The 25,919-nt window shown below is 64.6% G+C and carries 30 protein-coding genes; 12 read left to right on the top strand and 18 right to left on the bottom strand.

Translation table 11 applies throughout. The features are described from left to right. Positions 1–14 precede the first annotated feature (14 nt). Complete coding sequence (locus tag ACZBJS_RS32950; RefSeq protein ID WP_316397378.1) at positions 15–1,166, top strand: aminotransferase class V-fold PLP-dependent enzyme; 1,152 nt, start codon at positions 15–17, stop codon at positions 1,164–1,166. Here the strand turns inward: ACZBJS_RS32950 and ACZBJS_RS32945 are convergent. The 5 genes from ACZBJS_RS32945 to ACZBJS_RS32925 all read right to left on the bottom strand — a co-directional run bounded on the left by ACZBJS_RS32945 (position 1,163) and on the right by ACZBJS_RS32925 (position 4,828). Further along, on the bottom strand, positions 1,163–2,407 hold the full coding sequence (locus tag ACZBJS_RS32945) for a YbfB/YjiJ family MFS transporter (protein ID WP_316397379.1): 1,245 nt from the start codon (positions 2,405–2,407) through the stop codon (positions 1,163–1,165). The genes ACZBJS_RS32950 and ACZBJS_RS32945 overlap by 4 nt on opposite strands. A 121-nt stretch (positions 2,408–2,528) precedes the next feature. After that, on the bottom strand, positions 2,529–2,780 hold the full coding sequence (locus tag ACZBJS_RS32940) for a tautomerase family protein (protein WP_316397380.1): 252 nt from the start codon (positions 2,778–2,780) through the stop codon (positions 2,529–2,531). Positions 2,781–2,802: 22 nt separating this feature from the next. After that, positions 2,803–3,513: an SDR family NAD(P)-dependent oxidoreductase gene (locus ACZBJS_RS32935; RefSeq protein ID WP_316397381.1), complete on the bottom strand. Its 711-nt coding sequence runs from the start codon at positions 3,511–3,513 to the stop codon at positions 2,803–2,805. Between the two features lie 87 nt (positions 3,514–3,600). After that, on the bottom strand, positions 3,601–4,566 hold the full coding sequence (locus ACZBJS_RS32930) for a LysR family transcriptional regulator (protein WP_316397382.1): 966 nt from the start codon (positions 4,564–4,566) through the stop codon (positions 3,601–3,603). A 25-nt stretch (positions 4,567–4,591) separates the two neighbouring features. Further along, the gene (locus ACZBJS_RS32925) at positions 4,592–4,828 is read right to left on the bottom strand and encodes a hypothetical protein (protein WP_316397383.1); all 237 of its coding nucleotides are present in this window, start codon (positions 4,826–4,828) and stop codon (positions 4,592–4,594) included. 300 nt (positions 4,829–5,128) lie between these two features. Here ACZBJS_RS32925 and ACZBJS_RS32920 point away from each other — a divergent pair, with 300 nt between their 5' ends. Next, positions 5,129–5,938 (top strand): glyoxalase superfamily protein, encoded by an 810-nt coding sequence (locus ACZBJS_RS32920; protein WP_410469760.1) that lies wholly within the window; start codon positions 5,129–5,131, stop codon positions 5,936–5,938. A 12-nt stretch (positions 5,939–5,950) separates the two neighbouring features. Here ACZBJS_RS32920 and ACZBJS_RS32915 read toward each other — a convergent pair whose 3' ends face one another. Beyond that, positions 5,951–9,760, bottom strand: a complete 3,810-nt coding sequence (locus ACZBJS_RS32915) for a tetratricopeptide repeat protein (RefSeq protein ID WP_316397385.1) — start codon at positions 9,758–9,760, stop codon at positions 5,951–5,953. A gap of 186 nt (positions 9,761–9,946) precedes the next feature. On the opposite strand from ACZBJS_RS32915, the gene ACZBJS_RS32910 reads away from it, so the two are divergent. Then, positions 9,947–10,237: a type II toxin-antitoxin system RelE/ParE family toxin gene (locus tag ACZBJS_RS32910; RefSeq protein ID WP_316397386.1), complete on the top strand. Its 291-nt coding sequence runs from the start codon at positions 9,947–9,949 to the stop codon at positions 10,235–10,237. A gap of 1 nt (position 10,238) precedes the next feature. Next, entirely contained in the window at positions 10,239–10,529 is a 291-nt protein-coding gene (locus ACZBJS_RS32905) for an addiction module antidote protein (RefSeq protein ID WP_028339801.1), read from the top strand. A 99-nt stretch (positions 10,530–10,628) separates the two neighbouring features. On the opposite strand, the gene ACZBJS_RS32900 is transcribed toward ACZBJS_RS32905, so the two are convergent. From ACZBJS_RS32900 to ACZBJS_RS32890, 3 genes are all read right to left on the bottom strand, one after another. Then, the gene (locus ACZBJS_RS32900) at positions 10,629–11,156 is read right to left on the bottom strand and encodes a c-type cytochrome (protein WP_463439788.1); all 528 of its coding nucleotides are present in this window, start codon (positions 11,154–11,156) and stop codon (positions 10,629–10,631) included. Between the two features lie 90 nt (positions 11,157–11,246). Then, positions 11,247–11,471 (bottom strand): hypothetical protein, encoded by a 225-nt coding sequence (locus ACZBJS_RS32895; protein WP_316397388.1) that lies wholly within the window; start codon positions 11,469–11,471, stop codon positions 11,247–11,249. A 382-nt stretch (positions 11,472–11,853) separates the two neighbouring features. After that, the gene (locus ACZBJS_RS32890; protein WP_463439787.1) at positions 11,854–13,071 is read right to left on the bottom strand and encodes a glycosyltransferase family 87 protein; all 1,218 of its coding nucleotides are present in this window, start codon (positions 13,069–13,071) and stop codon (positions 11,854–11,856) included. A gap of 394 nt (positions 13,072–13,465) precedes the next feature. Between ACZBJS_RS32890 and ACZBJS_RS32885 the strand changes: the two genes are divergently transcribed. Further along, on the top strand, positions 13,466–14,686 hold the full coding sequence (locus tag ACZBJS_RS32885; protein ID WP_316397390.1) for a glycosyltransferase family 87 protein: 1,221 nt from the start codon (positions 13,466–13,468) through the stop codon (positions 14,684–14,686). A 39-nt stretch (positions 14,687–14,725) separates the two neighbouring features. Here the strand turns inward: ACZBJS_RS32885 and ACZBJS_RS32880 are convergent, their stop codons facing one another. From ACZBJS_RS32880 to fliL, 4 genes are read right to left on the bottom strand one after another with little or no spacing between them, the layout of a single operon-like run. Beyond that, complete coding sequence (locus ACZBJS_RS32880) at positions 14,726–15,538, bottom strand: MotE family protein (RefSeq protein ID WP_316397391.1); 813 nt, start codon at positions 15,536–15,538, stop codon at positions 14,726–14,728. Then, the gene (locus ACZBJS_RS32875; RefSeq protein WP_316397392.1) at positions 15,535–15,999 is read right to left on the bottom strand and encodes a DUF6468 domain-containing protein; all 465 of its coding nucleotides are present in this window, start codon (positions 15,997–15,999) and stop codon (positions 15,535–15,537) included. The genes ACZBJS_RS32880 and ACZBJS_RS32875 overlap by 4 nt, the downstream gene beginning before the upstream one ends. Continuing rightward, entirely contained in the window at positions 15,996–17,198 is a 1,203-nt protein-coding gene (fliM, locus tag ACZBJS_RS32870; protein ID WP_316397393.1) for a flagellar motor switch protein FliM, read from the bottom strand. The genes ACZBJS_RS32875 and fliM overlap by 4 nt, the downstream gene beginning before the upstream one ends. Positions 17,199–17,216: 18 nt before the next feature. Next, positions 17,217–17,705 carry a flagellar basal body-associated protein FliL gene (gene fliL, locus ACZBJS_RS32865; RefSeq protein WP_316397394.1) on the bottom strand — a complete coding sequence of 163 codons (489 nt, stop codon included), beginning with the start codon at positions 17,703–17,705 and terminating at the stop codon, positions 17,217–17,219. A 382-nt stretch (positions 17,706–18,087) separates the two neighbouring features. Here fliL and flgF point away from each other — a divergent pair, with 382 nt between their 5' ends. The 7 genes from flgF (at position 18,088) to ACZBJS_RS32830 (ending at position 23,195) form a co-directional block, all read left to right on the top strand. Then, complete coding sequence (gene flgF / locus ACZBJS_RS32860) at positions 18,088–18,852, top strand: flagellar basal-body rod protein FlgF (RefSeq protein WP_057018627.1); 765 nt, start codon at positions 18,088–18,090, stop codon at positions 18,850–18,852. A 16-nt stretch (positions 18,853–18,868) separates the two neighbouring features. Beyond that, on the top strand, positions 18,869–19,657 hold the full coding sequence (gene flgG, locus ACZBJS_RS32855; protein WP_028337173.1) for a flagellar basal-body rod protein FlgG: 789 nt from the start codon (positions 18,869–18,871) through the stop codon (positions 19,655–19,657). Positions 19,658–19,659: 2 nt separating this feature from the next. Then, positions 19,660–20,715 (top strand): flagellar basal body P-ring formation chaperone FlgA, encoded by a 1,056-nt coding sequence (gene flgA, locus ACZBJS_RS32850; RefSeq protein WP_316397395.1) that lies wholly within the window; start codon positions 19,660–19,662, stop codon positions 20,713–20,715. A gap of 5 nt (positions 20,716–20,720) precedes the next feature. After that, positions 20,721–21,473: a flagellar basal body L-ring protein FlgH gene (gene flgH / locus ACZBJS_RS32845; protein WP_028337175.1), complete on the top strand. Its 753-nt coding sequence runs from the start codon at positions 20,721–20,723 to the stop codon at positions 21,471–21,473. 427 nt (positions 21,474–21,900) lie between these two features. Continuing rightward, entirely contained in the window at positions 21,901–22,233 is a 333-nt protein-coding gene (locus ACZBJS_RS32840) for a hypothetical protein (RefSeq protein WP_375166679.1), read from the top strand. A gap of 96 nt (positions 22,234–22,329) precedes the next feature. Continuing rightward, positions 22,330–22,623 carry a hypothetical protein gene (locus ACZBJS_RS32835; RefSeq protein ID WP_028337177.1) on the top strand — a complete coding sequence of 98 codons (294 nt, stop codon included), beginning with the start codon at positions 22,330–22,332 and terminating at the stop codon, positions 22,621–22,623. 227 nt (positions 22,624–22,850) lie between these two features. Continuing rightward, on the top strand, positions 22,851–23,195 hold the full coding sequence (locus tag ACZBJS_RS32830) for a hypothetical protein (RefSeq protein WP_229160906.1): 345 nt from the start codon (positions 22,851–22,853) through the stop codon (positions 23,193–23,195). A 30-nt stretch (positions 23,196–23,225) separates the two neighbouring features. Here ACZBJS_RS32830 and ACZBJS_RS32825 read toward each other — a convergent pair whose 3' ends face one another. The 5 genes from ACZBJS_RS32825 to ACZBJS_RS32805 all read right to left on the bottom strand — a co-directional run bounded on the left by ACZBJS_RS32825 (position 23,226) and on the right by ACZBJS_RS32805 (position 25,432). Continuing rightward, positions 23,226–23,723: a GNAT family N-acetyltransferase gene (locus ACZBJS_RS32825; RefSeq protein WP_076825662.1), complete on the bottom strand. Its 498-nt coding sequence runs from the start codon at positions 23,721–23,723 to the stop codon at positions 23,226–23,228. Positions 23,724–23,757: 34 nt separating this feature from the next. Next, on the bottom strand, positions 23,758–24,189 hold the full coding sequence (locus ACZBJS_RS32820; RefSeq protein ID WP_076825664.1) for a DUF1801 domain-containing protein: 432 nt from the start codon (positions 24,187–24,189) through the stop codon (positions 23,758–23,760). Between the two features lie 59 nt (positions 24,190–24,248). Beyond that, positions 24,249–24,482: a hypothetical protein gene (locus ACZBJS_RS32815; RefSeq protein WP_076825666.1), complete on the bottom strand. Its 234-nt coding sequence runs from the start codon at positions 24,480–24,482 to the stop codon at positions 24,249–24,251. Positions 24,483–24,680: 198 nt separating this feature from the next. Continuing rightward, the gene (locus ACZBJS_RS32810; RefSeq protein ID WP_057018633.1) at positions 24,681–25,112 is read right to left on the bottom strand and encodes an SRPBCC family protein; all 432 of its coding nucleotides are present in this window, start codon (positions 25,110–25,112) and stop codon (positions 24,681–24,683) included. Beyond that, positions 25,109–25,432 carry an ArsR/SmtB family transcription factor gene (locus ACZBJS_RS32805; protein WP_016846748.1) on the bottom strand — a complete coding sequence of 108 codons (324 nt, stop codon included), beginning with the start codon at positions 25,430–25,432 and terminating at the stop codon, positions 25,109–25,111. Before ACZBJS_RS32805 ends, ACZBJS_RS32810 begins: the two co-directional genes overlap by 4 nt. Positions 25,433–25,919: the final 487 nt, after the last annotated feature.

Genomic DNA, 25,919 nt, shown 5'->3' with positions numbered 1-25,919 from the left:
GCAAACGAGACGACATGCTTCCCTCCCAGCGCCATCTGTTCGATGTTCCACGCGAGGTCTGCTACCTGAATTCGGCGTCCTACAGCCCGCTGCCGCTGAAGACGCTCGAGGCCGGCCGCGCGGCGGTGGGACGCAAAGGCCAGCCCTGGACGATCGATGCAGGCTTTGCCGGCCGTCAGCATGAGCGCGCCCGTAGCGCGGCCGCCCGCCTGATCAAGGCCGCGCCCGACGATGTCGCGCTGATCCCCGCGATCAGCTACGGCGTCGCGTCGGTGGCGAAGGCGCTGAGCATTCCGCGCGGCTCACGCGTCATCGTGCTGGAGAACGACCATTCCTCGCCGGTGCTGGAATGGCACGCCCGCGCCGAGGCGCAGGGGTTCGTCGTCGACACCGTACGCCAGCCCGCCGACGGCGACTGGACATCGGCAGTGCTGGCAACGATCGAGCGGTCAGGCGCGCCGCCGGTCGGCCTCGCCTCGATCTCCTCGGTGCACTGGTCGGACGGCGGCATGATCGACGTCGACAAGGTGCAGGCCGCGCTGCGGCGGCACGGCGCAATGTTCGTCATCGACGCGACGCAGAGTGCGGGTGTCGTGGCGATGGACGTGACGAGGCTCGACCCCGACGCCGTGATGTTTCCGACCTACAAATGGCTGATCGGCCCCTACGGGCGCGCCTTCCTCTATATTGCAAAACGCCACCAGAACGGCGTGCCGCTGGAGCAGACCTCCAGCGGCCGCCGCAACGTGAACTCCGAGAATCCGGTCTATTTCGGCGATCTCGCCTATGTCGACAACGCCACGCGTTACGACATGGGCGAGCGCGATCATTTCATCACGCTGGAGATGGCCTCGATCGGCATGGAGATGATGGCGGAATGGGGCGCCGCTGCCGTCAGCGCGCGGCTCGCGATGCTCAACGAGCGGATCGCGGGCGGCGTGCGTGATCTCAAGCTCGATATGCTGGCGCGCGACCTACGTGCGCCGCACATCCTGAGCCTCGGCATGGCCGGCGGCATCCCGAAGGAGCTGATCGCGCGGCTCGCCGCCGAGAACATCCATGTCGCGCTGCGGCTCGGCCGGATGCGGATCTCGCCGCACGTTTTCAACGACGAGGCCGATGTCGATCGCCTCGTCGCGGTCTTGACCAAAGCGCTGCGCGGTTAGCCGGACTTGTGCCGCAGTCCGACGACGCCGAACAGTTCGATCGCTAACGCGACGGCCACTCCGGCCGCGCCGATCACGAACAGCAGCGCATAGGCGCCGCCGCTGTGCGCGAACAGATACGACAGGCCGTAGGCACCCGCCGCCTGGAACAGTGCGAAGGTCGTGGTGGCCTGCGCCCAGGCTGAACGCTGGCTCGCCGCGGAATGCGGGATCAGCTCGTGGATGCGGCCGATCACCAGCGGCACGATGCCGGGCGTGAAGCCGCCGACGATCAGGCTCGACACGATCAGCACTGCCGGTGACGTCGTCACGGCCGGCAGCGCCACCGCAACCGCCTCGATCAGGAACGCCGCGCGGAGCGCCGCGGCGAAGCCGGCGCGATCGGCGAGGTGTCCCGTGAGCAACGGTCCGACCACGGCGCCAATGCCGTACAGCACCCAGTAATGCGATCCCGCCGCGATCCCCTGCCCAAGCCCGCGGGCGACGAAATCGACCAGGAACACCATGTGCGGCACCAGCGCCAGCGCGTTGAGGCCGTATTCCAGGCAGAGCGCGATCACCAGCGGCGAGCGCAGGCCATGCGACGCGACGGGCTGCTCGACCACGCCACGTGCGGCGGGAGCTTCGGCGGGCCACGCCTTCCAGCTGACCAGTGTCAGCACCGCCGACAGGACGCCAAGGCCGTACCAGGCCTGCTTGACGCCCTGTTGCAGCAACAGCGGCACCAGTGTTCCGGACGCGGCGACGCCGAGGCCAACACCGGCGAAGATCACACCGCCGATCAGGCCGCGCTTGCTGGGTGCGGTATGCGGCAGGATCGCCGTTGCCGCCAGCACCATGATCACGCCGCCACTGACGCCGGCGAGAAAGCGAAAACCGAAGAACCAGATGAAGGAGATCGGCACCGCGCAGGCAAAGCAGGTGATCGCGGCCAGCACCATCATGCCGCGCAGCGCCCACACCGAGCCGATGCGCGCGCCGAGATCGCGGGCGAGCAGCGCGCCGGCGAGATAGCCGGCAAGGTTGGCGGCACCGAGATAGACCGCTTCCGCCGGCGTGAACCACTTTGCGGCGATCAAAGCCGGGATCAACGGTGTGTAGGCGAAGCGCGCCAGTCCGAGCCCGACCAGCGAGGCGCAGAGCCCCGCGGCCGCGGACAGCCACAGCGGCCCGCCCGCATCGCGATCCGGCGCGGCGTGATGATGGCGCCTGTGATGATCGACATTGGCTGACATGGACATCGCAGTAGGCCCTCCGGCCGTTCATGAAAAATGATTAGTTGCGATCGCAGCAATCGCTCGCAGCGATCACGGCTCACCTCTCCCGATCGGGAGAGGTGCACATTCGGTTTGGGGAAAGCCTTCAGCGGGAAGATTTGGACGCCGCAGCGGCAGCGAGCTTCTTGCGATAGTCCAGCGCGGGCAGCCCGCCCCAGCCCCAATTATCGGTATCGACTTCTTCGATGATGACGAAGGTCGACTCCATCGGCTTGCCAAGCACGTCGCGCAGCAGCTCGCTGGCGCCCTTGATCAATGCCGCCTTCTGCTCCGGCGTGGTAGACAACGCCCCCGGCGCCGTCCCCTCACGCGTGACCTGGATGGTGACGATAGGCATGGCACTCTCCGGATCGTGCTCGTTAATGACCGGCGCTCTGGCCGCCGTCGACATGCAGGATCTCGCCGGTGACGAAGCCCGCGCCTTCCAGGAACAGCACGGCGTCGACGATGTCCTTGGCTTCACCCATTCGTCCGACCGGATGCAGCTTGGCGAGGAAGTCGTGCGTCGCCGGCGCGTGCATCAGGGTCTTGATCACACCGGGCGCCACCGCGTTCACGCGGATACCCTTGGCGGCATATTCGATCGCGAGCGACTTGGTGGCGGCGTTCAGGCCGCCCTTGGTCAGCGAGGCCAGCACCGAGGGAACGTTGCTGTTGGCGTGATCGACGAGGCTGGTCGTGATCTGCACGATGTGCCCGGATCCCTGCTTCTCCATCTCCCTGGCGGCGCGGCGGGTGATGTAGAAGAAGCCGTTGAGATTGGTCGCGAGCACCTGCGCGTAGTCCTGGTCGGTGTAGTCGGTGAACGGCTTGGCAAGGAAGATGCCGGCATTGTTGACCAGCGTGTCGATGCGGCCGAAGCGCCCGAGCGCCTGCTTGACGATGCGGTCGGCAACTTCGGGATCGCCGATGTCGCCGGGGACGGTCAGAACGTCGCTGTCGGTCGACGGCTTGATGCTGCGGGAATTGGCGACGACGCGCCAGTTGCGGTCGCGATAGCCCTTGACGATGGCCTCGCCGAGGCCCTGCGACGCACCGGTGACGATGGCAACCTTCTGCTCTGCACCCATGATCTCTCTCCATCTGTTGCTGAAGCGACCCAACGCCGCTTCGATGGAGAGCAAGCTATTTACATCCGCTTTCCGCGCGAATGCCCGCTATTCGGCAGACTCTCTTCCGCGACGCGAACGAATGGCGCCAGCCCTGCTGGCCTCGCGCGACAGCCGCTCGAAATAGCGTTTCAGCCGCGGCGTCGCGAAATCGACGAAGGCGCGCACCTTGGGCACGTCGAAGCGACCCTGCGGCGCCAAAAGATGCACCGGCAGCGGCGGATGCTCGTCGCCGGCGAGCAGGATCTGCAACCGCCCGTCACGGATTTCCTCGGCGATGTGATACGAGAACAGCCGGGTGACGCCGTGTCCTTCGCTGGCGGAGGCCACCGCCGCGCGCACGGTGTTGACGACCAGCCGCGGCATGAACTGGACCGCGCGCGCGATCTTCGACTTCGCGGCCGGCGGGAAGCTCCAGGAGTCGAGCCCGAAATGCGTCATGGCGATGATCTGGTGCTTCGCCAGATCAGCCGGCTCGGCGATCAGCGGATGCTGCGCGAGATAGCCGGGCGATGCCGCGACCACGCGGCGTACCTCGCCGAGCTTGATCGCGATGAAACTGGAATCGGCGAGATGGGCGATGCGCAGCGCGACGTCGATCCCCTCGTCGATCAGATTGACGGTGCGGTCGAGCATCACGAGCCGCACCGACACCGCCGGGTAGTCCGTCATGAAGGCATCGAGCACCGGCCGCAGCAAATCCTCGCCGACCACGACGGGCGCGGTGACGGTCAGCGTGCCGCGCGGCACTGACCGCTCGCCGCCCGCCGAGATATCGGCTTCCTCGAGCTCGCCGAGGATACGACGGCATGCGGCCGCATAGCGCTGGCCGGCATCGCTCAGCTTCAGCGAGCGCGTCGTGCGATGTAGCAGCTCGGCGCCGACATGATGCTCAAGGAAAGCGATCGCCCGGCTGACCGCCGCCGGCGAGCGCCGCAGTTTCCGCCCGGCACCGGCGAGGCTGCCCTCGTCGACCGCCGCAACGAAGACCTTCATGGCGTCGATGCGGTCCATCGATCCCCCCGCTTCGCGGTCGCCGTTACTCCTTCACGTCATACTGCTTGCTGAGATGGTCGCCGATCTGCACCAGCATCGCGACGCATTCGGGATAGCCGGGCCTCGCCACCGTGGCGTCATCGGCGCTGGCGCGAAACTCCCAGCTGTCGCCGTCGTGCAGCACGGAGATGTCGATGCCGTCGGGGCAGTCGGCATGGGCCTTCAGCTCTGCCCGCGCCATCGCGATCAGTTCGGCTTCGGTCTTGATCGGCTTGCTCATGTAACGACGTCCTCCCGGCGCTGTGCAACGGACGCCATGGTTGCCGATTTGACGGCAGGATGTCGAGAGCACGCGTGCGATCACAACCAGTTGCAATTGACAAAATGCTCGTCCCCGGCGAACATTTGGCAGGGTCGATACCACCCGCCGCTTGCACCCCACCCGGGGACGGTGAAGGTATCAAGCCATGTTTCAGGCTTCCTTTGCCCGCACGAACGGGTCAGCAACGCAAGCCCCTGACGCTCTCCGTTCGTCGATGCAAAGGTTGATCCCATGCGCGACTTTCGTGATGCCAAGGCCATGGCGCAGACGCTGCGCGAAGCGCTCGGCGCCAAATCGATCCCCCTCACCCACAGCGACAGCCTGGAGCTGATCGCCAAACTGTTCGGCCAGCGCGACTGGAACACGCTGGCGGCACGGATACAGACCGCCGGCGGATCCGCCGATGTGCCGGCTTCCGCTCCGCGATCGCCGCCGGACGTCGTGCGGCAAGAGATCGCAGTCGCTGCCGCGGTGCTCGACCGCTATGCCGGCTTCTATCAGCTCAGCGAGCAGGCCGTCCTCAGTGTGATGCGCGAGGATCACCACTTGGCTGTACAGCTCACCGGGCAGCGGGCCGTACCGTTCTTTGCGGAGAGCCAGACCGGGTTTTTCGCCAGGGAGGTCGACGCGCAGATCAGCTTTGTCATCGCGGCTGACGGTCAGGCGACGTCACTGATCCTGCATCAAAATGGCGACAAGCCGATGCCGCGCATTGACGCTGCAAGCGCGAAACAGATTGCGGATCGCACCGCAGAGCGTGTGAAGAAACAGTCGCCGGCTCCAGGAACCGAGGCCGCGCTCCGCCGCCTGATCGAGGGGGTCGCATCGGGACAGCCCGACTATGCGGACATGGCCCCCGCGCTCGCCGCGGCGACCCGCGAGCAATTGCCACACCTGCAGCCTTTCCTCGCCGACCTCGGCGCGATCGAAGCCACCCGCTTCCTCGGCGTCGGCGCGCAGGGCGAGGATGTCTACAGTGTGCGGCACGCCAACGGCGCCTCGCATTGGCGGATCGCGCTCGACGCCACCGGGATCATTTCGACCGCGTGGGTGTCTGCCGGGCCGTGAGCGCCAGCGCGGCTACGGCGCCGCGCTGGCGCGGCGCTCGCCCTTGATCGCCGGCAGCGCGCTCACCGGCGCGACCTTCGGCTTGTCAGTCACCGATCCGGTCGCGACCGGATCGGGCAATGGCGCGCGGGCGGTGGCGTCGGGGAAGCGGGTCTTCATCTCGCGGATGAAGCCGTCGAGCGTGTCGACGCTGGCGGCCATTCGCGCGATCTGGGCGAATTCGGCGCTGGACGTCGCCACCGGCTTGCTGGCCGAGTCGAAGGCGAGCTTGTCGGCATCGCCGGACATCAGCGGCGCGTATTTCTCGCGGAACCGGGACAGCCCGATGGCGTCCTCGGCAAGCGCGTAGCCGACCACGGCGCGGATGATATCGGCCTTCTCGCCCGGATTGAGCGGGGTGAAGTCGCGCCAGCGGTCGCCATAATAGAGCTCGATCTGCTCGGACGCCTCGCGCCAGTGCCGCGACGCCCAATAGATGTCGGAGCGCAGCCGGATTGCCTCACGGCCGGTGATGTTCGAGATGATGTCGAGCGCGAGATCGTGCCGGCCGACGTCGCTCTGCGCGCGCGCCTCGAGCAGCAGCCGCTGCTGGCGCAGCTCGCCGGAGAGATCCGCGATCCGGGTCGAGCGCAGCGCGGCAATGGCGCGGTCGGGCTTGCGGTTCATCAGATAGACCATCGCAAGGCGCGCCGCGACCTGGGCGCGGGCCGCGCCTTCAAGCCGCTTGTCGACCTGGTATTGCAGGAGGTCGGCGGCCTGGTCGAGCAGATCGACACCGACCAGGCGGTCGGCGAGACGGCGGATCATCTCGTCGCCGCGGCGGCCGATCGGCGTCAGTTCGCGATATTCGTAGAAGGTGCCGAGCGCATCGATCGGCGACATCTCGTCGCCCCTGGGGCCGAGGTAGAGCTGCACGAACAAGGCCGAGGCGGCATCCTGCGCCTGGCGCGATTCCGGCGCATTCGGCTGCAGCCGGGTCGCGGCACGCGTCACCGCGAAGGCGTCGGCATAGCGCGCCGTCTCGGCGTAGATCTTCGACAGCACATACAGCGTCTTCAGCTCGATATTGTCGCCGCGCCACAGCATCGACAGCAGCTCGAGCTCCTTCAGCACATCGTCGCGGCCGATCTCGCCGCGCTTCTGCTTGAGCAGCGTCTCCAGCAACCTGCCTTCGGCGGCAGCCTGGCGATCGGCCGAATTGGCGGCGAAGCGATAGGCGTCGAGCGCATCCTTCTCCTGGCCGAGGGCCTCGGCGAGCCGGCCGCGCAGCACCGCAACCGCGGGCTTCAGCTCGCCGGGAACGCCGACCACGTCGAGATCGCTCTTGCGCCGCGCGGCGCCGGCATAGTCCTTGACCTCAAGCGAGGCCTTCATCGAGTCCATGGTGACGATGCGCTGCAAATCGGGCGGCAGCGTCGCCACCGCGAATTCGGCGTTCTTGAACTTCTCGCGCGCCTCGGCCCATTTGCCCTCGCGGGCGAAGGCGAGCCCCTTCCACAATTGGGAATCGTAGCCGTTGCCGATCACGGGATTGGCGAGATCCTTGAGGCCCTGCGCCGGGTGCCCGATCAGGATGCTGGCGACCGCGTGCACCATCACCACCGACGCCGTCTCGCTGCCGCGCTTGCTCTCGGACAGGATCAGATTGGCGACACCATGGGCTTCCTGGTACATGCCGCGCGCCATGTAGAAGTCGGCGAGATCGAGCCGCGCCTGCGGCAGCTGCTCGGCATTGGCCGACGCGGTCGCCGCAATCAGACCGTCGAGCTGCTTGAGGAACGTGTCTGACTGGTTCTTGCGCCACTCGTCCGGATCGAACAACGGCTTCACCGCCGCGGTCGCGCGCTCGGCGGCGACGTCGGCCGATGACAGCGTCAGGCCGCCCGGCCGGCCCAGCATCACCTTGTCGGCGCCGACCTCGGCCTTGACGTCGTCCGCGTTCGGATGAACCACGACGCCGTGGATCGACTCCAGTAGCGAGAGCTCGACGAAATCCTGCCGCTTGATGATGCCGCGGGTCGGCGGCGGCGCGGTCACCACCCAGAGCGTATCGCCGGCGTCGGGATCGACCAGTCTGTGCAGCTGGCCGGGATTGGCGAGCGGTACGCTGACGTTGGCGAGCGAGGGCTCCGAGATGTTGCGCACCACGGTGAGCGGCAATGGCGGCTTCTGCACGCGGTCGGCAAAGGTCAGCGTCCAGCTCACGCCGCGCGAGCGGTCGTCGCTTTCGAGCGACGGCATCTGCGGCCGGTTGAGGCGGAAGCGCACCGCCTGGCCCTTCTCCAGCGCGATCCGGCTGACATCTGATATCAGCGAGCCGGCCTTGGCGCGGACCGGATCGACGTCGATTGCCTCAGCCGTGTCGAACACCATCCAAACCGTGTCGGCGCGGCGGAACAGCGCCGCCGGCGTCGCGCCGGGGAATGAGAACGTCACGCGCAAGCCGTCGCTATCCCGCTGGGCCTCGACCGCGGGCTTGCCGCCGGCACGGGCCTCGGCAGCAGGCGGCGATGGCGCCGCAGCCGCCTTCGGCGCTTCCGTCGCCGGCGCGGCGGCGACAGCGGGCACCGACTTCGGCGCATCGGTCAACGGCGCCGCGTTCTGTTCCGCCACAGAGCCGGCGCCACCCTCGTGCGGCGGGGTCGGCACAGCAGCGTTCTCGGCGTTGGCCGCAGTTGCCGCCGCGATTTTCGGCAGCTCGGGATCGGACGGTTCCGATCGGGGCTGCTCCGTTTTGGCGGGCGCGGCCGCCGGTTGCTCGCTCGTGGCTTGCTCCGGCTTGAGCGGCTCGGAGCGCGGCGGTTCGGACTTGGCAGGCTCGGACTTCGGCGGTTCGGTTTTGGACTGTTCAGGCTTGATCTCGATCTTGGCCTGCTGGGCGATGCTTTCCGACGTCACCGGCGCGATCGCCGCGGCGCCTTTCGGTTTGCCCCGCGTCGGCAACAATGAGCTCAGCGAGGGCTTTGCCGCCTGCTGCTCGTTCTGCTGGAAGGCGACGTCGACGATGTAGTTCTTCTCGTCGCGGAACGAATGCACGTCGACATCGCCCATCAGCGACACGTCGACTGCCGACGTGTCCGTGTCGGCGCGCGCGCTGATCGACGCGACATTCGGTGGGGCGGCGACCTTGGCATCGGCAAGGTCGAAGGTCAGGACCGAGTTGAAGGACAGTGTCAACTTCTGCTCGTTCAGCACCGAGGAGACGCTGACCCCGTCGGGCACCTCGAACACGAAACGGACGAAGGTGGGTTGCACCAGCGCGCGAACCCGCACCGGCGGCTTCTTCCTGGCGGCGTCGGCGGCACGCTGCATGCGCAGCAGGCGCTCGGCGGCGCGGGCGCGCTCGGCAAGCTCGCGGATCACCTCCTGCGGCAGCGACGGCGGCGGGCCGGTCCAGCTGTCGGGCAGGAAGTCGATGAAGATGCGCTCGCCGGCGGTCATGGTGTTGACGGAGACGCGGCGCGCCAGCGACAGACGGATCGCCGAGCCGTCGGGATCGCGGCGCGCGGCGCCGACATAATCGGGCACCGCATCCTGCAGTTTCTCGACGGGGATATCGACCGGACGTTTGAAGCGGATCACGATGATCGAGCCGGCGGTCGTGACCTCCGACTCGACATCCTCCTTCAGCTTCAGCACCAGCCGGGCATAGCCGTTCGCGGCGGAGAATGTCGCCTCACCTGGCACCGCGTCTTCGGCCCGCGCCGCAGTCGGATAGGTAAGGGTTGTAAGCGCAAGGGCGGTGGCAAGCAGGCACAGACGCGCGGTCCGCGCCCAGGCGCGGCCTAGCGACCATGTTCCAGCGGCAGCCGTTCGCGCCATCTCGAAACGTTTTCTCGGGACCCCAGCCATACCAAGCGCGAAGCGCCCTCGCCCACGCTTCCCGATGTTGGATCGGGCGGCGTTAAGGAGCTGTTAACGTCAACGGATTGTTTCGGACCGGCCCCTGCCACGGAATGACTGTGTACTATAGTTGACAAATCGACCGCGTCGTGTATGATAATACACATGATCCAGGTCGTTCAGACCGACACTTTTGCGCACTGGCTCAACTCGCTAGCCGACATGAAAGCGGTCGCCCGGATCGGCGCACGCATCCGGTGTCTCGAACTCGGAAATCCAGGCGATGTGAAATCGGTGGGCGAAGGCGTGAGCGAGATGCGGATCGATTACGGCCCCGGCTACCGGGTATATTTCACGCGTCGAGGCAAAACCATCGTGCTCCTGCTCTGCGGTGGCGACAAGCGAACCCAAAGCAAGGACGTCAAGGCGGCCCAGAAGATGGTGAAGGAGATTTGAGATGCCGCTCAAGACCACCAAGTTCGACATCAAGGATCATCTGAAGACGCTAGAGCAGCAGATCGCCTATCTCGAAGCGGCGCTGGAAGAGGACGATCCCTCGTTCATCGCGACAGCTATCGGCGACATCGCCAGAGCTCGCGGCGTATCGCAGTTTTCGCGCGAAACTGGCTTGAGCCGCGAAGTGATCTACAAGTCATTCCGGCCCGGCGGCAATCCGACTATTGAAACCCTGAACAAGGCGACAAAAGCGCTCGGTTTGAAGCTGAAGCTTGTTCCGAGCGCCGCCTAGCTGCGCAGATAGCGGCGCGCGCTATCCTCGCAGAATTGGAGTCAGCCAGGGGCCCGCTGCGCGGCTGTGACCGGACAGGAATTGGCCTTGCAACGAGCCTTACTCCGCGCTGCCGGGTACCGTGCGCAAATACGCCACGATGGCATCGAGGTCATCTGAACTGATCCGGGCGTAGTAGTGGTATCCCATCGGTCGACCGAGACGGCTGCCGTCGCGGCTGACACCGTCGGTGATCGCACGCTTGATCTCGTCGTCACTCCATGCGCCGATCCCATTGGTCTTGTTCTGCGTGATGTTGCGTGAAACCGAGATACCCCACGGCCCGGAGAATTTGACGCCACCCGCGCCAAGACTGCTCTTGTATTCTCGTCCCCTCGGTCCAATCGGCGTATGGCACGCCATGCAATGCGCGATCGTGACGAGATAGAATCCCTTCTGCACCTTGTCGCTCATCATCGGTTCGGCGAATGGGTTCTCGCCGCCCGGCGGAACGTTCTCGACTTGAGGCACCTTGTAGATCGGATCGGGCACCTTGTTGTGGACCGGCGTGATCGTACGCAAATATGCGACGACCGCGTCGAGATCATTTTCCGTCAGGATGTGATAGAAGCTGGTCGGCATGATCATCGCGGTATGCACGCCCTTTGGGGTTTGCCCGGTGCGCAGCAGTTTCTTGATATCGGCGTCGCTCCAGCTTCCGATGCCTGTTTCCTTGTCTTACGTGATGTTGGCGGCATGCACTGTGAACGGCGGCTCGTCCCAGTATCCCCCGCCCGAGAACGCCTTCTCCAAAACATCGCCGTTCGGTCCCTTGGGCGTGTGGCAATTGCCGCAAGCCAGAATGCCGTTGACAAGGTAATCGCCCCGCTTGACGAGTTCGGATTGGGCCCATGCCAGATTGGTGGTGGCGATGACGACAAGCATCATGAACAGGCTACGCATATCGGTTTCCTCGAAATTTCTTGGTGATGAAAAATTCAATTTCTGATCGGGCGCAGCTTCGCGCCCGGCACAAGAGCATTCAATCAATCAACTCAAGCGGCGGTCCATGCGATCGCAATCGCGGAAGGCTCCAAAACAGCGAAGTCACGCTGACCTTCCTCACGCCAATGCTAGACCCGCATCAAGCACTTTGGCAATGTCCGCGATGGCCCGGTTGCAATGGCCTTGGCGCCGCCAGCTTTGTTCTTCGCCCTTGCTCCCGCGCCAATGGCAACGCGACTGATTTATCGCGGCGGTGGATGCTCCGCCGGATCAAAGCCCAGCAGCCCAGCGCTGGACACTCCCCGCGATGTTACGGAGGTCCGAGTGAGGTACTCCGAGCTCAGACCGTCGCGACCTCTCGTTCGCCATGCGCCGCTTGCCGCGTCTGCATGCTCTCCCGGACCAGCAACCAGCAGAACAAGATGATCACCGGAGAACCAAAAGGCAGCGGCTTCACGACCGACAGCTGATAGAGGACAGGTAGGTAGAAGACCATCGGCGCGAGAAACGTCACGCCAAGGACCATTTTCGACCAGGCCGGAAAGCCGACCCTCAACCATTCGCTGAGCATCCAGGCCAGCGGCAGCGCCATGATGAGCATGTCGTAGAACAGGCAGAACGGCGTAATCGGGAGGCAGGTGAGCACGATGATCGAGCGTTCAGTCGCAGCACTGATCTTCTGACGCAACATCCAGACCAGCACACACGTCATGCCCAGCGCCACGAGGCCGTGAATGATAAAGGCCGTGTTGACGCCGGCGCCGAGCAGGCGCGCTGTCGCGTACACGCTCTGCAGCAATGAAAACTCGACGTCGCCGTTCTCCAGAGCCTGACGGGCCGAGTGAGAGACGTCGAGGAAGTTGAGCCATGTATCGAGGCCGAACAGCAGCGCGGACAGCACGACGAGCGAAATCGACGACAGGCCTGCCCAGATCAGCGTGCGCCAGCGACCTGTGACGATCAGGGCGATCGGCACGGCCAGCGCCAAATGCGGCTTGATCACCATCAGCCCGAGGATCGCGCCCGCGAGCTTCGGCCTCCGGTCCATGATGTTGAGACCGCACCCAAGGATCGATGCCGTCAGAAAGGCGTTCTGCCCCGCCACGGCATTAAGATAGACCGGCGCATAGGCAAGGATCGCGACCAGGCACCAAGGCGTTCGCAAGATACGCCAGATCACCGCGGCGAACGACGCCGCCGTCATACCAATGAACACGAACAGCGAGGCGAAATACGGCGCGAGCGCGAGCGGCACGCACAAAAGCAGCATCGTCGGCGGATAGAAGAACGCCTCGTAGCCCTCTCGCAGGTATGGAGCTTCCGCGAGCAGATGCAATTCGGGCACATAAACCTCGGCGGGATGCCCGGCCAACACCTGGAGCGACGCGGCCCAGAAGGTCAAAAAGTCCGAGCCGAGCAGAAAGTTATTCGCGCCATAGCCGCCATCGCGGTAAAACAGCAAAAGCGACCTCGCAAGGGTCAGCACCAGCACAATTGCGATGCCACTCACGTATAATCGGGCGCGCGGCGCGGTGAGCCATGGCATGTCTTTCAGCATTGGCAATTCCTGAAACACCACCTTGAGACATAGCGACTTCAATTCCAGAATGACAAATCGGTTGCAACTTAACGCTACCGTTTAAGGCTACCATAACCGGCGTACACTTCTCGGCGTCGATAGGCGTTTGGCTTCGCGGAGACCTCGTCGAGCCCACACCACCGGAGGCGGCGAACATCCGCGTCTGCCAGCCGGCACATGGCGCTGCAGCGCCTACCGGACGGCGCCGGCTTCGGCCTTTGCACGAGAGGATTAACCTCGATCCACCGGGCATCCGCGGAACTTCCAGCGATTAACCCAACGCCGCAGGGAGATCGGCCACTCGCTTGCGCCACCGCCAGTTGCGGTATACAACCGCTTACATTTCAAGCAATTCTTAGTTTCTGGCAGTTTCATGAACGGATTTGGAATGGTGCGCGCCCGTGCGGAGCGCAGCGGATACGACCGTGCATTGGCCATCGCCTGCCTCATCGTGTTGGGCTTTACCCTGTACTGCGTGTTACCGAAAGTCGTTGACGGTACCGGCGCGACCGGGCTCGACTTTTCGTGCTTTTGGAGCGCGGGGAGAATGGCCCTCGATGGCCATGCCGCCACCGCCTACGATTGGCCGCGGTTGCGGCAAGCGATCATTCAAATACATCCCAGCTTGAACGACGCTCCGTTCCCCGTTTACGAGGTGCCGATACCGTTTTTCTACCCGCCGTTTTTTCTCTTTGCGGCGGCACTGCTGGCACTATTGCCGTTTCCGACCGCGTTCTGGATCTGGAGCACCGCAAAGCTGCTGTGCTGGGCGCTCGTTGTTTCCGCCATCCGGCCGCGCTTCGCCGTACTGCTGCTGGCATTCGCCGTGCCGGCCGTCCTGTACGATTTCATCGTCGGCCAAAGCTCCTTGCTGGCGGCATCGCTGCTCGGCGCGATTCTGCTGACGCTGGACCGGCGTCCGATCGTCAGCGGCTTCCTGATCGCGCTGCTGATCTTCAAGCCGCAATATGGCGTCCTGCTTCCGCTCGTTTTGATAGCTACTGGACGCTGGACCGTCTTCATCACAGCCAGTTTGGTGACACCGGTGCTCTTGCTGCTTACCGGGCTTACCTTCGGCTGGGACACTTTTGAGGGGTTCCGTGAGGCCGCCGTCTTCGCAACGACGCAGTTCCATCTCACCGGCACGCTGGCTTGGTACAAACTGCAGAGCGTCTACGGCGTGCTTCGGTTTGCCGGTTTTGGCTATGGATCGGCCATGGCACTGCACGTCGCGGTCGCTGCGGCAGCCGCGACGTGGACGCTGATCATATGGCGCCGCAACGTCAGCTTCGCCGTCAAGGCCGCGTGCCTGCTCGTCGCGACCCTGCTCGTCTCTCCCTACTTCGCGATCTACGATACGGCGCTACTGGCTCTCGCGCTCATCTTTCTCATGAACGCGCCCATGGCCGAACATGGCGCGCTTCTCTCGAATCGCTCCGAACTACGGATCGGGTTCGGCGTGCTTGTCCTGGCGGGGTTTACCTACCCGGTCGCGCTCGTGCCCGTCGGTCCGTTCATGTGCGCGACCCTCATCGCGATGATATGGATGCGATGCAGGCAACCCGGTGTTAAGTCGGATCTGGCTTACGGCTGAGGGGCCACCGCCAATTGACGGACTCTCAGATAGCTCCCATCAATTCGTCTTCGGCGTGAGCATCTTGCCTTCGATCTTGGGAAGATCGTCGGTCGAGGCCGACTTGTCGCCGCCGGCACGGCGGGCGAGTTCGACCGTGAGCCGTTCGGCGGCTTCCGGCTGCATCAGGCCGAGGATATCGGACATCTTGCGCGGCTGGATCTGCGAGGCGATCTGGTAGAGCACGTTCATTTCCAGACGATCGAACACCTTCGCGGCGTCCTTCGGCTTCATGTTCTCGTACATGGTGACGATGCCCTTGAAGCGCGCGGCATCGGCTTCCGCCTTTGCCGCGGCATCGGCATTCGTCTTGGCGTCATTGGCCTTGGCCTCCTCGACCTTGGCCTCGATGCGCTTCTCGGCTGCCTTCAGCAGGCTTTCGCGGATCTCGACCTCGCGCGCGCGCGTCTCGAGCTCCTGGCGGCGCGACTGCAGCCGCTCCAGGATCGCGCGCTCCGACGCCGACACTGGCGCCGGGGCATCCAGGTTGACGACAACGCCATCGGGCTTGGACGGCTCCGCGGCCGGTGCGGCCGGCTTCGGCGCCTCGTCCTTCTTGGCGTCCTTGTGCTCGACCGATCCCGTGATGTCGCCGGGATCGGCCTTGATCTTGCTGTCCACCACCGCCTTGCCGGCGCCGGGGAAGTTGAAATTCTGTTGCGCCCAAGATGGGCCAGCCGGGCCGGCCGGCGGCGTATCGTCGGCGAACACGTAACCGCCATCGAGCACGAGGCCGGCGACCTTCAGCACCATCAGGCCGAAGATCGCGACCAGCACCACGGGCATCACTCTGATGTCACGAAGCAACTTCATGCAGCGAGACCGCCGGCCCTCCTGCGCTCGGTGAAGGCTTCAGCCGCCGCGGCAACCGCGTGCGCGGCCGAGACCCTGGGCGCCGGCGCCACCGGCGCGGCTGCTTGCACCGGTGCCTGCGCGGGCTCGGACGGCCGCGCGGCCATCGCGATCTTGGACAGGCGGCGCACCACGTGGTCACCCTCCGCCAGCTGATTCTTCAGCAGCGCCGACATCTGCGTCGCCGCATCGAGCTGATTGCCGAGGTTCTCGTTGACGTCGCGCACCGCGTGCTTCAACCCGCCGATCGCCCGCTCGGCGATCTCGGTCGCGGTGATCAGTTCGGCGATCGTCGCCTTCAGCGAATGTTCGTCGGCCTTCAGCCGCTGCAGCCGCCTGTTGAGCAGCCAGCAATAGCCGATCGTCAGCATCAGCAGCACGGCTACCAGACTCTCGATTGCTAGTCCAAGCACATGACTCATGGTGCCTCCATCATCTTGGTCCGCTCGTCCGCCTTCTCGAACATCGCGAAGGTGGTTTGGGGTTTACGCAAATTCTTGGTGACGCGGATCGCGACACGGTCGCCGACCCGGCCCATGCGCCCTTCCGTCAGGGTGACGTTGCCGCAGCGCACCGAGACCAGCGCGTCGGAGCGGATATCCAGCGGCAGGGTGTCTCCGACCTTGAGCTTCATCAGCTCCTTCAGCGGAATGTCCGCTTCATAGAGCACCGCGTCGACCGAGATCTCGGCCTGCGCCACTTCGGTGGCGAAATGGCCTTCCCAGATCGGGTCGCGACCGAATTTTTCGCCCATGAACATCTGCAACAGCACGTTGCGGATCGGTTCGATGGTGGCGTAGGGCAGCAGCAATTCGACATTGCCGCCGCGGTCTTCCATGTCGATGCGCAGACGCACCAGGATCGCGGCATTGGCCGGACGGCTGATCGCGGCAAAGCGCGGGTTGGTCTCGAGCCGGTCGATCGTGAAGGTCACCGGCGACAGCGGCCGGAACGCCTGCTCGGCATCCGACAGCACCACCTCGACCAGGCGCTTGACGAGGTTGGTCTCGATCGTGGTGTAGGGCCGGCCCTCGATGCGCAGCTGGGTCTGGCCGCGGCGGCCGCCGAGCAGCACGTCGATCATCGAATAGATCAGGCTGGAATCGACGGTAGCGAGCCCGAAGTTCTCCCACTCCTCCGCCTTGAACACCGAGAGCACCGCCGGCAACGGGATCGAATTCATGTAGTCGCCGAAGCGCACCGAGGTGATGCGGTCGAGCGAGACCTCGACGTTGTCGGAGGTGAAATTGCGCAAACTGGTCGTCATCAACCGCACCAGGCGGTCGAACACGATTTCGAGCATCGGCAGACGCTCGTAGGACACCATCGCGGAATCGATGATGGCGCGGATGCCGGAATGGTCGTCGAGGCTAACGTCGCCGACCGTGAAGCCGAGGAGATTGTCGATCTCCTCCTGCGACAGCACGCGCTCGCCATTGGTGCTCTTGCTGCCGAAGTCGCGGCTGCCGTCCTCGACCATGGCGGCCCATTGCAGCGCCATGTTCTCGGTGAGCTCGTTCTTGGCGGCTTCCGCCGTGGCCGCCGCGGGATCCTCGGAATCGAGCGAGGCTTCCCACTGGGCCGCAATGGCGTCCTGGTCCATCTGGTCGTTGCCGGCCATGGCTTTACATCCACCCCGTCACTGGATCACGACTTCCTTGAACAGCACCGCGTTGACCTGGTTGGGTGCCAGCGCAAGGTTGACGCGCTTGGTCAGTTCTTCCTTGAGGCGGAACAGGCCGGCCGAGCCGTTGAGGTCGCTCGGGCGCAGCTCGCGCATGTAGGTCTGGAACAGGTCGGTGACGCGCGGCAGCGCCGGCTTGATCGCCTCGACCTGCTTCTCTTCCTTGACCTCGAGCACGAGCTTCAGCTTGAGATATTGCACGCGCTCGCCGGGCGCGCCGACCAGGTTGACCAGCATGTCCGGCACGTCGACGAAGCTCGGCGGCTTCGGCGGCGGCGCTTCGGCGTGCTGCTCCTCGCCGTGGCCGCGCATGAAGAAGAACCAGCCGCCGGCGCCCGCGCCGAGCACGACGAGGAAGCCAACGACGGCAATGATCAGCTTGAGCTTGCCCTCCTTCGGTGCGGCCGCGCCCTCGCCGCTGTCCGTCTTTTCCTCGTCCGCCATCGTCCGCTCGCTTCACTCTGAAGGATGCGAACGCGATTTGCCCCAGCCTTGGCCTGAAGACGCGATACAAATGCCGCCGGCGCACACGCGCCCCAATGCCGGCAACACTGGGGTCATAATGGTTAACGGAAGCTTAGGATTTACCATCCACTAGGAAAAAACTGCCGGGCAAACATGGTCAACAAGACCTTTCTGCCGCCCCTTGCGCGCCACGGCCAAACATCTAAGCCGTTCAAATAACACGCCATTCCAAGTTGGCACGGCTTTCGCTGAGAGGACGGCGTAACCTGAGGGTTTGGGAGAACCCAATGGTTACCGACGGGTCCGGCGTGAAGGTTTGGGAGAACCTGCATTCGGATCGCCTCACAGGGGAGAACCACCGATGCAGAATACGCTTCTGGTCGGCCTATCGAAGCAGATGGTGCTGGAACGGCAGATGGATGTCGTCTCCAACAACATCGCGAACATGAACACCAACGGCTACAAGGCCGACCGGTCGCTGTTCCAGGAATATCTGTCCTCGAACGCGCATGAGGACAATTTCGCCTCCTCCGACCGCCGCGTCTCCTTCGTGCAGGACCGCGCGACCTTCCACGATTTCGCGCAGGGTCCGACCGAAGAGACCAAGAACCCGCTCGACGTCGCGATTGACGGCAATGCCTTCCTGGTGGTGCAGACGCCGGGCGGCGAGCGCTACACCCGCGAAGGCAGCCTGCAGATCAACAATCGCGGCCAGTTGGTCACCGCTTCGGGCTACCAGGTGCTCGGCACCGCCGGCCCGATCACCTTCCAGCAGACCGACCACGACGTCTCGATCGCCGCCGACGGCAACATCACCGTGCTCGAGGGCACCTCCCGTCTCGACTCGATCCGCGGCAAGCTGCGCCTCGTCTCGTTCGCGCAGGCCCAGCGCCTGCTGAAGGAAGGCTCCAACCTCTACGCGCCGGGCGAAGGCACGCAGGCGCTGCCGGACACCAAGGCCCAGATCCGCCAGGGCTTCATCGAGAAGTCGAACGTCAATTCCGTCGTCGAGATGAGCCGCATGATCGAGATCACGCGGACCTACACCCAAATCGCCTCGCTGCTGCAGCAGCAGAGCGACCTGCACAAATCGGCGATCGAGAAACTCGCCGACGTGCCGAACTGATCCAGGGGATTGACCGATGCGCGCACTTTATACAGCTGCGACCGGAATGGCGGCACAGGAACTCAGCGTTCAGGTGATCTCCAACAACATCGCGAACCTGCGCACCACCGGCTACAAGAAGCAGCGCGCCGCGTTCCAGGACCTGATCTACGACCATGTGCGCCGGGTCGGCGCGCAGGCCTCCGACCAGAACACCATCATGCCGATGGGCATCGACCTCGGCGGCGGCGTCAAGACCGTCGGCACGCCGCGCATGATGACCCAGGGCACGCTGTCGCCGACCGGCAACGATCTCGACATCGCGATCCGCGGCGAAGGCTTCTTCAAGATCCTGATGCCGGACGGCACCTTCACCTACACCCGCGACGGCTCGTTCCAGATGGACAATCAGGGCCGCATCGTCAATGCGCAGGGCAATTTGCTGCAGCCGACGATCACGATCCCGCAGAACGCGTCCGGCCTCACCATCAATGCGCAAGGCCAGGTCTCGGTGACCCTGCCGGGCCAGACCGCATCGACCAACATCGGCCAGATCGGCCTGACCCGATTCATCAACAAGGCCGGCCTGATGCCGATCGGCGACAATCTGTTCCAGGAAACGCCGGCCTCCGGCCAGCCGCAGGACGGCACCGCCAACACCGACGGCTATGGCGACATGCAGCAGAGCAACCTCGAACAGGCCAATGTCGAGGTGGTCTCGGAAATCTCCGACCTGATCGCCGCGCAGCGCGCCTATGAGATGAACTCGAAGGTGGTCTCCGCCGCCGATCAGATGATGCAGTCGACCTCCAACCTGTTCCGCTGAGGATGATGTCGATGATCGCCCGCTCCCTCCTGATCGCAGCCGCGCTCCTCGCGGTCACCGTGGCGCCGTCGGCCGCGCAAAGCCGCCGCGAGACCATCGCGGTGCCGACGCTGCGCGCCAGCATCACGGTCGCCGACGACATCGTGCGGGTCGGCGACCTCATCGACAACGCCGGCAGCGCCGGCAGCGTCGCGGTCTACCGCGCGCCGGACCTCGGCACGACAGGCACGCTGCCGGTCGCGCAAGTGCTCAACGTGTTGCGCTCGCACCAGGTGATCGGCGTCGATACCCGCGAGCTGAAGGAGATCACCGTCACCCGGCTGGCGCGCACCATCGACAGCAAGGAGATCGAGCAGCAGGTGTCGCGCGCGCTGGAGGGCCGCCACGGGCTCGGCAGGGCCGGCAACATCGCGCTGACCTTCGACCGCGATCCCGGCGACATCCGCCTCGAGGCCACCAATACCGGCGCGATGCAGCCGATCGCCGTGCGCTACGACCCGCGCTCGACGCGTTTCGACCTGACCTTCGAGATCGGCAACGACGCCGGCGCCGCGCCGTCGAAGCTGCGCTTCACCGGAACCGCGATCGAAACCATCGAGGCCGCCGTGCTGACGCGCAATGTGGAGCGCGGCGACGTGCTGAAGGCCTCCGACGTGATCGTCGAGCGCCGTCCGAAAGCCGAGATCGGCAACGACGCGGCGGTGCGCGACAGCGCCGTCGGCATGCAGGTCCGCCGCCAGCTCCGCCCCGGCCAGGCGCTGCGCGTTGCCGACCTCGCGAAGCCCGATCTCGTCACCCGCGACCAGAACGTCACGCTGATCTATCGCACCGCCGGCCTCTACCTGACGATCCGCGGCAAGGCGATGGATGGCGGCGCCGAGGGCGACACCGTCAGCGTGATGAATATGCAGTCGAAGCGCGCCGTTTCCGGCGTCGTCACCGGCCGCGGCGAGGTCTCAATCTCGGTCGCGACCCCGCGCCCGGCGCCGACCGCCGACGCCACCGAATCCAATTCCGCTTCCGTCAAGCTGAGTTCAGTCGCACCAAACGCCGAGTAAAGTTCATGTCCCAGTACCGCATCAACCGCCTCGTCCTGACCGGTGCACTGCTCGCGCTCGGAACGATCGCCAGCGGTTGCTCGTCGATCGACCGTCTCTCCCAGATCGGCGAGCAGCCGAAGCTGTCGTCGATCGACAATCCGACCACCCAGCCCGGCTACAAGCCGGTGCAGATGCCGATGCCGAAGCCCGAGGTCGCCTCCTACAGCCCGAACTCGCTGTGGCGCAGCGGCTCCCGCGCCTTCTTCAAGGACCAGCGCGCCGCGCGCGTCGGCGACATCCTGACCATCACGGTGAACTTCACCGACAAGGCCGCGATCGCCAACGAGACCCAGCGCAGCCGCACCAACTCCGAGGATTCGGGCGTCACCAACTTCCTGGGCTCGCAGACCATCACGCAGCCGAACAAGATCCTGCCCGGCCGCATCCTGACCGCCGACTCCACCGCCTCCAGCGACGGCAAGGGCTCGGTGAACCGCCAGGAAGCGTTGCAGACCAACGTCGCCGCGGTCGTCACCCAGGTGCTGCCGAACGGCAATCTCGTGGTCGAAGGCAAGCAGGAGATCCGCGTCAACTTCGAAATCCGCGAGCTGATCGTGGCCGGCATCGTGCGCCCGGAGGACATCCAGAGCGACAACACCATCGATTCCTCGAAGATCGCCCAGGCCCGCATCGCCTATGGCGGCCGCGGCCAGATCACCGACGTGCAACAGCCGCGCTACGGACAGCAGGTTCTCGACGTGCTGCTGCCCTTCTAACGGCATGATCCAAGAGTGGAAACCGGTTTTCGGAAACGGACCATGCCTGAGTAGGACTTTTACGAGCTCCCACATCTCGTCGCGAACCTAGGCGCGGCGCGGTGTACCAACACGGCCCTCGCTAGCTCCCCTGGCGAGGGTCGTGGCTTTTTGTGACCGGTGGCGTGCGCCGGCGCGATCGCCGTGCACCAGTCCGATACCGCTTTACGAAAGTCCCGCCATCGCCTTGTCGGTTCGTTAACCCTCGCAGCAGCGCGCAGTAGAAGTCCCGGCGCTTGCAACGTAGGGAGACGACAACGCAGGGTTTTCTGTTTGTATGACGGTCATGCAAAGAGACGGACGATATGCGGCGTGGTTCCGGACGCCGCGGGGCGAAGGCACCGGAATAGTCCAGCTTGCAAATGGCAGGATCTCGGGCGGCGACGCCATGTTCATTTATGGCGGCACCTATCAACTCGATCAGGACCGCTTCACGGCGACGCTGACGACGCACCGCTATGCCGACGGCCCGTTCACCACCGTGTTCGGATGCGACGAGGTCGAGGCGCAGCTGACCGGCTCGTTCAACGGCAACCGGGCGGTGTGCTCGGGCACGGCCAAGCAGGCCCCCGGCGTGCTGTTCGAAGCCACCCTGTTTCTGCAGCAACAGGAGCCGGAGCCCGCCCCCGGCCCAAGGACCACGACAACACGCGCGGGTGTGGCGAGGCTGCCGAAGCTCCCCGGCCGGCGCACGACGGTCGTGAGCAGGCGTTTCAGCTAATCCGTCCGCAATCCCGATGGCGTCGCCACCCGGTCCGGCGTACGATCGCGCATGCGCGAAGCGCAGCCCGATCGATGCAGCCGGAAGGAGGAACGCATGTATGCCGCCATCCGTCACGCCAAGGCGAAGACTGGTAGCGCCGAGGAACTCGCGCGCCGGATCAAGGAAGGCGCAATCCCGATCATCAGCGACGTTGAAGGCTTCATGGCCTATTACGTGGTCTATGCCGGCGACGATACCGTCACCGCGATCAGCGTCTTCAACAACCATGCCGGCGCCGAAGAGGCCAACCGCCGCGCGCTGGCCTGGATCGATGACAATCTCGGCCCATTGCTGGTCGGCCAGGCCACCGCGGTTGCGGGTCCAGTGATCGTGCATACCAAGGCATAACGGCCGCAACCGGGTTGCGGGTCCGGTGATCGTGCATACCAAGGCATAACGGCCGCAACCGGGTTGCGGGTCCAGTGATCGTGCATACCATAGCCTGAAGGCCGCAACCGGCAAACTTCGCCCGGCAAAAGCTGCCGGCTGCGCGTCGTGCGCGCGTGGCGGCGTCGCGATCCCGTTGAAATCACGGCTGCAACGGATGGCACGCCATTTGCTCCACGATTGCAGCATTGCAATGGGGACTGCGCGCGCAGATGACGTCGATCTCGGCCCTTGGATCGGTCACCGCCAGCATGACGACTGGCACATTGAAGAAACCGCTGACCGCCGACGCCACCGGCGGCAGCTCGCTCGGCGACACCGTCGAGCAGAAGTTTCTCAAATATGCGCAGATGAGCCCGATGGACCGGATGCGCGCGAACATCCTCAAAAGCATGGGCATGTCGGAAGAAGATCTCAAGAACATGACGCCGGATCAGCGCGCCGCGGTCGAGCAGAAGATCAAGGAGCTGATCGAGCAGGCGTTCCAGAAGAACGCCGGCAAGGCCGGCCAGGCGGTCGACATCTCGGCCTAGCTTGCCTGCGCGGGAGCGCGACGGCCGCATTCACGCGTCGGGCCTGTCGCTCAGGACAATGAAGACCTTGCCGCCGAAGTCGTATCGCGCGACCTCGCGCATGCCGAGCCGCAGATGCGCCTTGAGCGAACGCGGGTTGTCTTCCCTGATGAACAGGATTGCCTCGCGGCCGGGGAACGTCGCCTGAAGCTTCGCGTACAACGCATCCAGCACGCCAAGGCCGCGCGCGTCCCGCGAGACGCACACCGGACCATAAACATACGCATCTGCCCGCCCCGGCCAGGCCTTCAGCATGGCCTGCACCGGCGGCGCCTCGCCATATCCCTTCTCCGACGTCAGGAGCGCGCCGAGCAGTCTGCCCTCATCGTCGGTCGCGACGACGATCGATTGCCCGCTTGCAATGCGCGTCTCGATCACGTCGCGCGGCCATTGCCCGAGCAGCATGCCACCGTGCTCCCCGTTGTTGGCCGTCAACAGCGCGGAGATGGCGTCCGCATCGGACAATGTGGCGAGCCTGGTCTTGATCATCGCGGATGGATCGCGAGCACCATGGCGGCGCAGCTCACGCCTTCTTCTTTGCGGTCGCGCGGGTACCTGCGGCCTTCTTTGCCGGCTTCTTCGCAGATTTCCTGGATTTGGCCTGGTTGAGTTCGATCGCAGCACGAATGAGCGTCTTCAGCGCAGGGGCGTTGATCTTGTCGCCCTCGAACAGATCGATCGCGCGCCGCGCATTGCCCTCGAAGCCGGTGTTGAACAGCTTGTCGGGGTCGGGCAGCTGCGCGCCATACATGAAGGTCAGCTTGACCTTGCCCTTGTGGGCGTTGCCGACCGCAATGATGCCGTCGCGCGACCACACCGGGCTGCCCATCCACTTCCACTCCTCGATGATCTCAGGATCGGCGGCGAGGATGCTCTTGCGCAGGCTGGCGAGCGTCTTGCCGCGCCAGTCGGTGAGGTCCTCGATCATCCGGTCGATACGTTCCGATGCCGTCATTGCTGTCTCTCGCGCCTCATCCGCCCCAAGTCGTCACGTCAAGTCGTCACGTCATGCAATCACACTTGGGACGCGGACGTCGATCCCCCATGCTGACGCCGCGGCGACAGATATGGCAACGCGAACAGATAAAGGCCGCTGAGCAGCATGAAGATCAGCGGGAACAGCGCTAGCAAGCCGATCCAGACCGCCTGCTGCTGCAGGACCATGGCGACGATGTTGATGATGACGGCGACCGTGAAGGCGATCGAGAGCCAGCGGTGCGATTGCCGGATCCAGTTGTTCCAGTTCAATGTGACCTCCTGTTGGTGAGTGAATGATCCAGCGGCATTGCGGGGAGCTCGCGACAAATTGCAGAGCAATTTTGCGCTGAAGCGACGAAGCAATCCATCTATCCGTGTATGCGGCACGATGGATTGCTTCGCGGAGCCTGTCATCGGGCGGCGCTATGCGCCGACCCGTTGGCTCGCAATGACGAGAGAGAGAGACCGTCAACCTTGCCGCGCCATCAGCTGATCGAGATTCTCGAGGAACTGCTTCCATCCGGCATGAGCGCCGCCATAGGCCTGCTTCTGATGCGGCTGGAAGCCGGACTGCTCGACGCGCAGATGGGTGCCGGTCGCCGTCGGCGTCAGCGTGAAGACCACAACGCTCTCGAGATTGTAGGCGGCATCCGCATGCACGAAATTCCAGGTGTAGGACAGCGTCCTGTGCGGCTCCACAGCGAGCACCTTGCAGTCCAGCACGCCGCCCCACTCGCCGCGCAGGTTGAAGCTGTGCCCGACCTCGGGCTTGAAGTCGTTCTTCATCAGCCACTCCTCCATCAGATGCGGTTGGGTCAGCGCGCGCCAGAGCTTTTCCGGCGGATGAGGAAATTCACGCTCGACGATCGCGGAACGCGTTTCAGCGGTGGTCTTGTTCATTGGTCCATCCTTTTGAGGAGATCTTCGAGGTGGTCGAACCGGTTCTGCCAGAAGCCCGCCATCTGGCTGGTCCAGTCGATCAGCGGCGCCAGCGCGCCGAGTTGCGCGCTGTAATGGGTCTGCCTGCCTTCATGGCGGTCGCGCACCAGCCCGGCCTGCTTCAGCACGCCGAGATGCTTCGACACCGCCGGCTGCGAGATCCTGGCGCGGGCCGTCAGCGCGCCGACGGTCTGCTCGCCCTCGCGGCACAGGCGCTCGAAGATGGCCCGGCGGGTCGGGTCTGCAAGGGTTCGAAACAGGATGTCGTGAGCGTCAGGCATTTGCGATCAATAACCCATTGGTTATGGATTGACGTATAACCAACCAGCTATGGATGAGTCAATCGCAAACTTCGGCGGCTCGACAGCGGCCGCGCCACCTGAGGCTTTCCGGCGCGATGGCACACCAAGACCGCCCGCGCCTTTCATAACCCGCAGGTTATCCGGTGGCACCGATCGGCCCGTCGGGCAACTCAGGGCGGAACGAAGAGCAAAGCTCGGGCAAATCATGTCGCGAGAATGCGGAAGTTTGACTCACAGATCGCGCAACACATTCCATGTCGTCCTGGCGAAAGCCAGAACCCATTACCCCAAATGAGAGTTGTTGCGCGATGCTGGGGCCACGATCCCGCTCATCATCAAGTGCGGTGGTTATGGATCCTGGCTTTCGCCCATAGGCGCTAAAATAGTTTGATCATAGTCTGATAGTGGCGCTTATGTCTGGGTGGCTCGCGTAGATGTCGCCGGAGAGCGTGACTGGCTCTGCAGA

Source organism: Bradyrhizobium sp. KZN70725 (assembly GCF_055264925.1).
This window is presented reverse-complemented; position numbering and strand designations above follow the sequence as displayed.

Coding starts and splice junctions, on each gene's coding strand:
- ACZBJS_RS32950 (WP_316397378.1), top strand. CDS start 15: ATGCTTCCCTCCCAGCGCCATCTGTTCGATGTTCCACGCGAGGTCTGC.
- ACZBJS_RS32945 (WP_316397379.1), bottom strand. CDS start 2,407: ATGTCCATGTCAGCCAATGTCGATCATCACAGGCGCCATCATCACGCC.
- ACZBJS_RS32940 (WP_316397380.1), bottom strand. CDS start 2,780: ATGCCTATCGTCACCATCCAGGTCACGCGTGAGGGGACGGCGCCGGGG.
- ACZBJS_RS32935 (WP_316397381.1), bottom strand. CDS start 3,513: ATGGGTGCAGAGCAGAAGGTTGCCATCGTCACCGGTGCGTCGCAGGGC.
- ACZBJS_RS32930 (WP_316397382.1), bottom strand. CDS start 4,566: ATGGACCGCATCGACGCCATGAAGGTCTTCGTTGCGGCGGTCGACGAG.
- ACZBJS_RS32925 (WP_316397383.1), bottom strand. CDS start 4,828: ATGAGCAAGCCGATCAAGACCGAAGCCGAACTGATCGCGATGGCGCGG.
- ACZBJS_RS32920 (WP_410469760.1), top strand. CDS start 5,129: ATGGCGCAGACGCTGCGCGAAGCGCTCGGCGCCAAATCGATCCCCCTC.
- ACZBJS_RS32915 (WP_316397385.1), bottom strand. CDS start 9,760: ATGGCGCGAACGGCTGCCGCTGGAACATGGTCGCTAGGCCGCGCCTGG.
- ACZBJS_RS32910 (WP_316397386.1), top strand. CDS start 9,947: ATGATCCAGGTCGTTCAGACCGACACTTTTGCGCACTGGCTCAACTCG.
- ACZBJS_RS32905 (WP_028339801.1), top strand. CDS start 10,239: ATGCCGCTCAAGACCACCAAGTTCGACATCAAGGATCATCTGAAGACG.
- ACZBJS_RS32900 (WP_463439788.1), bottom strand. CDS start 11,156: ATGATCATGCCGACCAGCTTCTATCACATCCTGACGGAAAATGATCTC.
- ACZBJS_RS32895 (WP_316397388.1), bottom strand. CDS start 11,471: ATGCGTAGCCTGTTCATGATGCTTGTCGTCATCGCCACCACCAATCTG.
- ACZBJS_RS32890 (WP_463439787.1), bottom strand. CDS start 13,071: ATGCTGAAAGACATGCCATGGCTCACCGCGCCGCGCGCCCGATTATAC.
- ACZBJS_RS32885 (WP_316397390.1), top strand. CDS start 13,466: ATGAACGGATTTGGAATGGTGCGCGCCCGTGCGGAGCGCAGCGGATAC.
- ACZBJS_RS32880 (WP_316397391.1), bottom strand. CDS start 15,538: ATGAAGTTGCTTCGTGACATCAGAGTGATGCCCGTGGTGCTGGTCGCG.
- ACZBJS_RS32875 (WP_316397392.1), bottom strand. CDS start 15,999: ATGAGTCATGTGCTTGGACTAGCAATCGAGAGTCTGGTAGCCGTGCTG.
- fliM (WP_316397393.1), bottom strand. CDS start 17,198: ATGGCCGGCAACGACCAGATGGACCAGGACGCCATTGCGGCCCAGTGG.
- fliL (WP_316397394.1), bottom strand. CDS start 17,705: ATGGCGGACGAGGAAAAGACGGACAGCGGCGAGGGCGCGGCCGCACCG.
- flgF (WP_057018627.1), top strand. CDS start 18,088: ATGCAGAATACGCTTCTGGTCGGCCTATCGAAGCAGATGGTGCTGGAA.
- flgG (WP_028337173.1), top strand. CDS start 18,869: ATGCGCGCACTTTATACAGCTGCGACCGGAATGGCGGCACAGGAACTC.
- flgA (WP_316397395.1), top strand. CDS start 19,660: ATGATGTCGATGATCGCCCGCTCCCTCCTGATCGCAGCCGCGCTCCTC.
- flgH (WP_028337175.1), top strand. CDS start 20,721: ATGTCCCAGTACCGCATCAACCGCCTCGTCCTGACCGGTGCACTGCTC.
- ACZBJS_RS32840 (WP_375166679.1), top strand. CDS start 21,901: ATGTTCATTTATGGCGGCACCTATCAACTCGATCAGGACCGCTTCACG.
- ACZBJS_RS32835 (WP_028337177.1), top strand. CDS start 22,330: ATGTATGCCGCCATCCGTCACGCCAAGGCGAAGACTGGTAGCGCCGAG.
- ACZBJS_RS32825 (WP_076825662.1), bottom strand. CDS start 23,723: ATGATCAAGACCAGGCTCGCCACATTGTCCGATGCGGACGCCATCTCC.
- ACZBJS_RS32820 (WP_076825664.1), bottom strand. CDS start 24,189: ATGACGGCATCGGAACGTATCGACCGGATGATCGAGGACCTCACCGAC.
- ACZBJS_RS32810 (WP_057018633.1), bottom strand. CDS start 25,112: ATGAACAAGACCACCGCTGAAACGCGTTCCGCGATCGTCGAGCGTGAA.
- ACZBJS_RS32805 (WP_016846748.1), bottom strand. CDS start 25,432: ATGCCTGACGCTCACGACATCCTGTTTCGAACCCTTGCAGACCCGACC.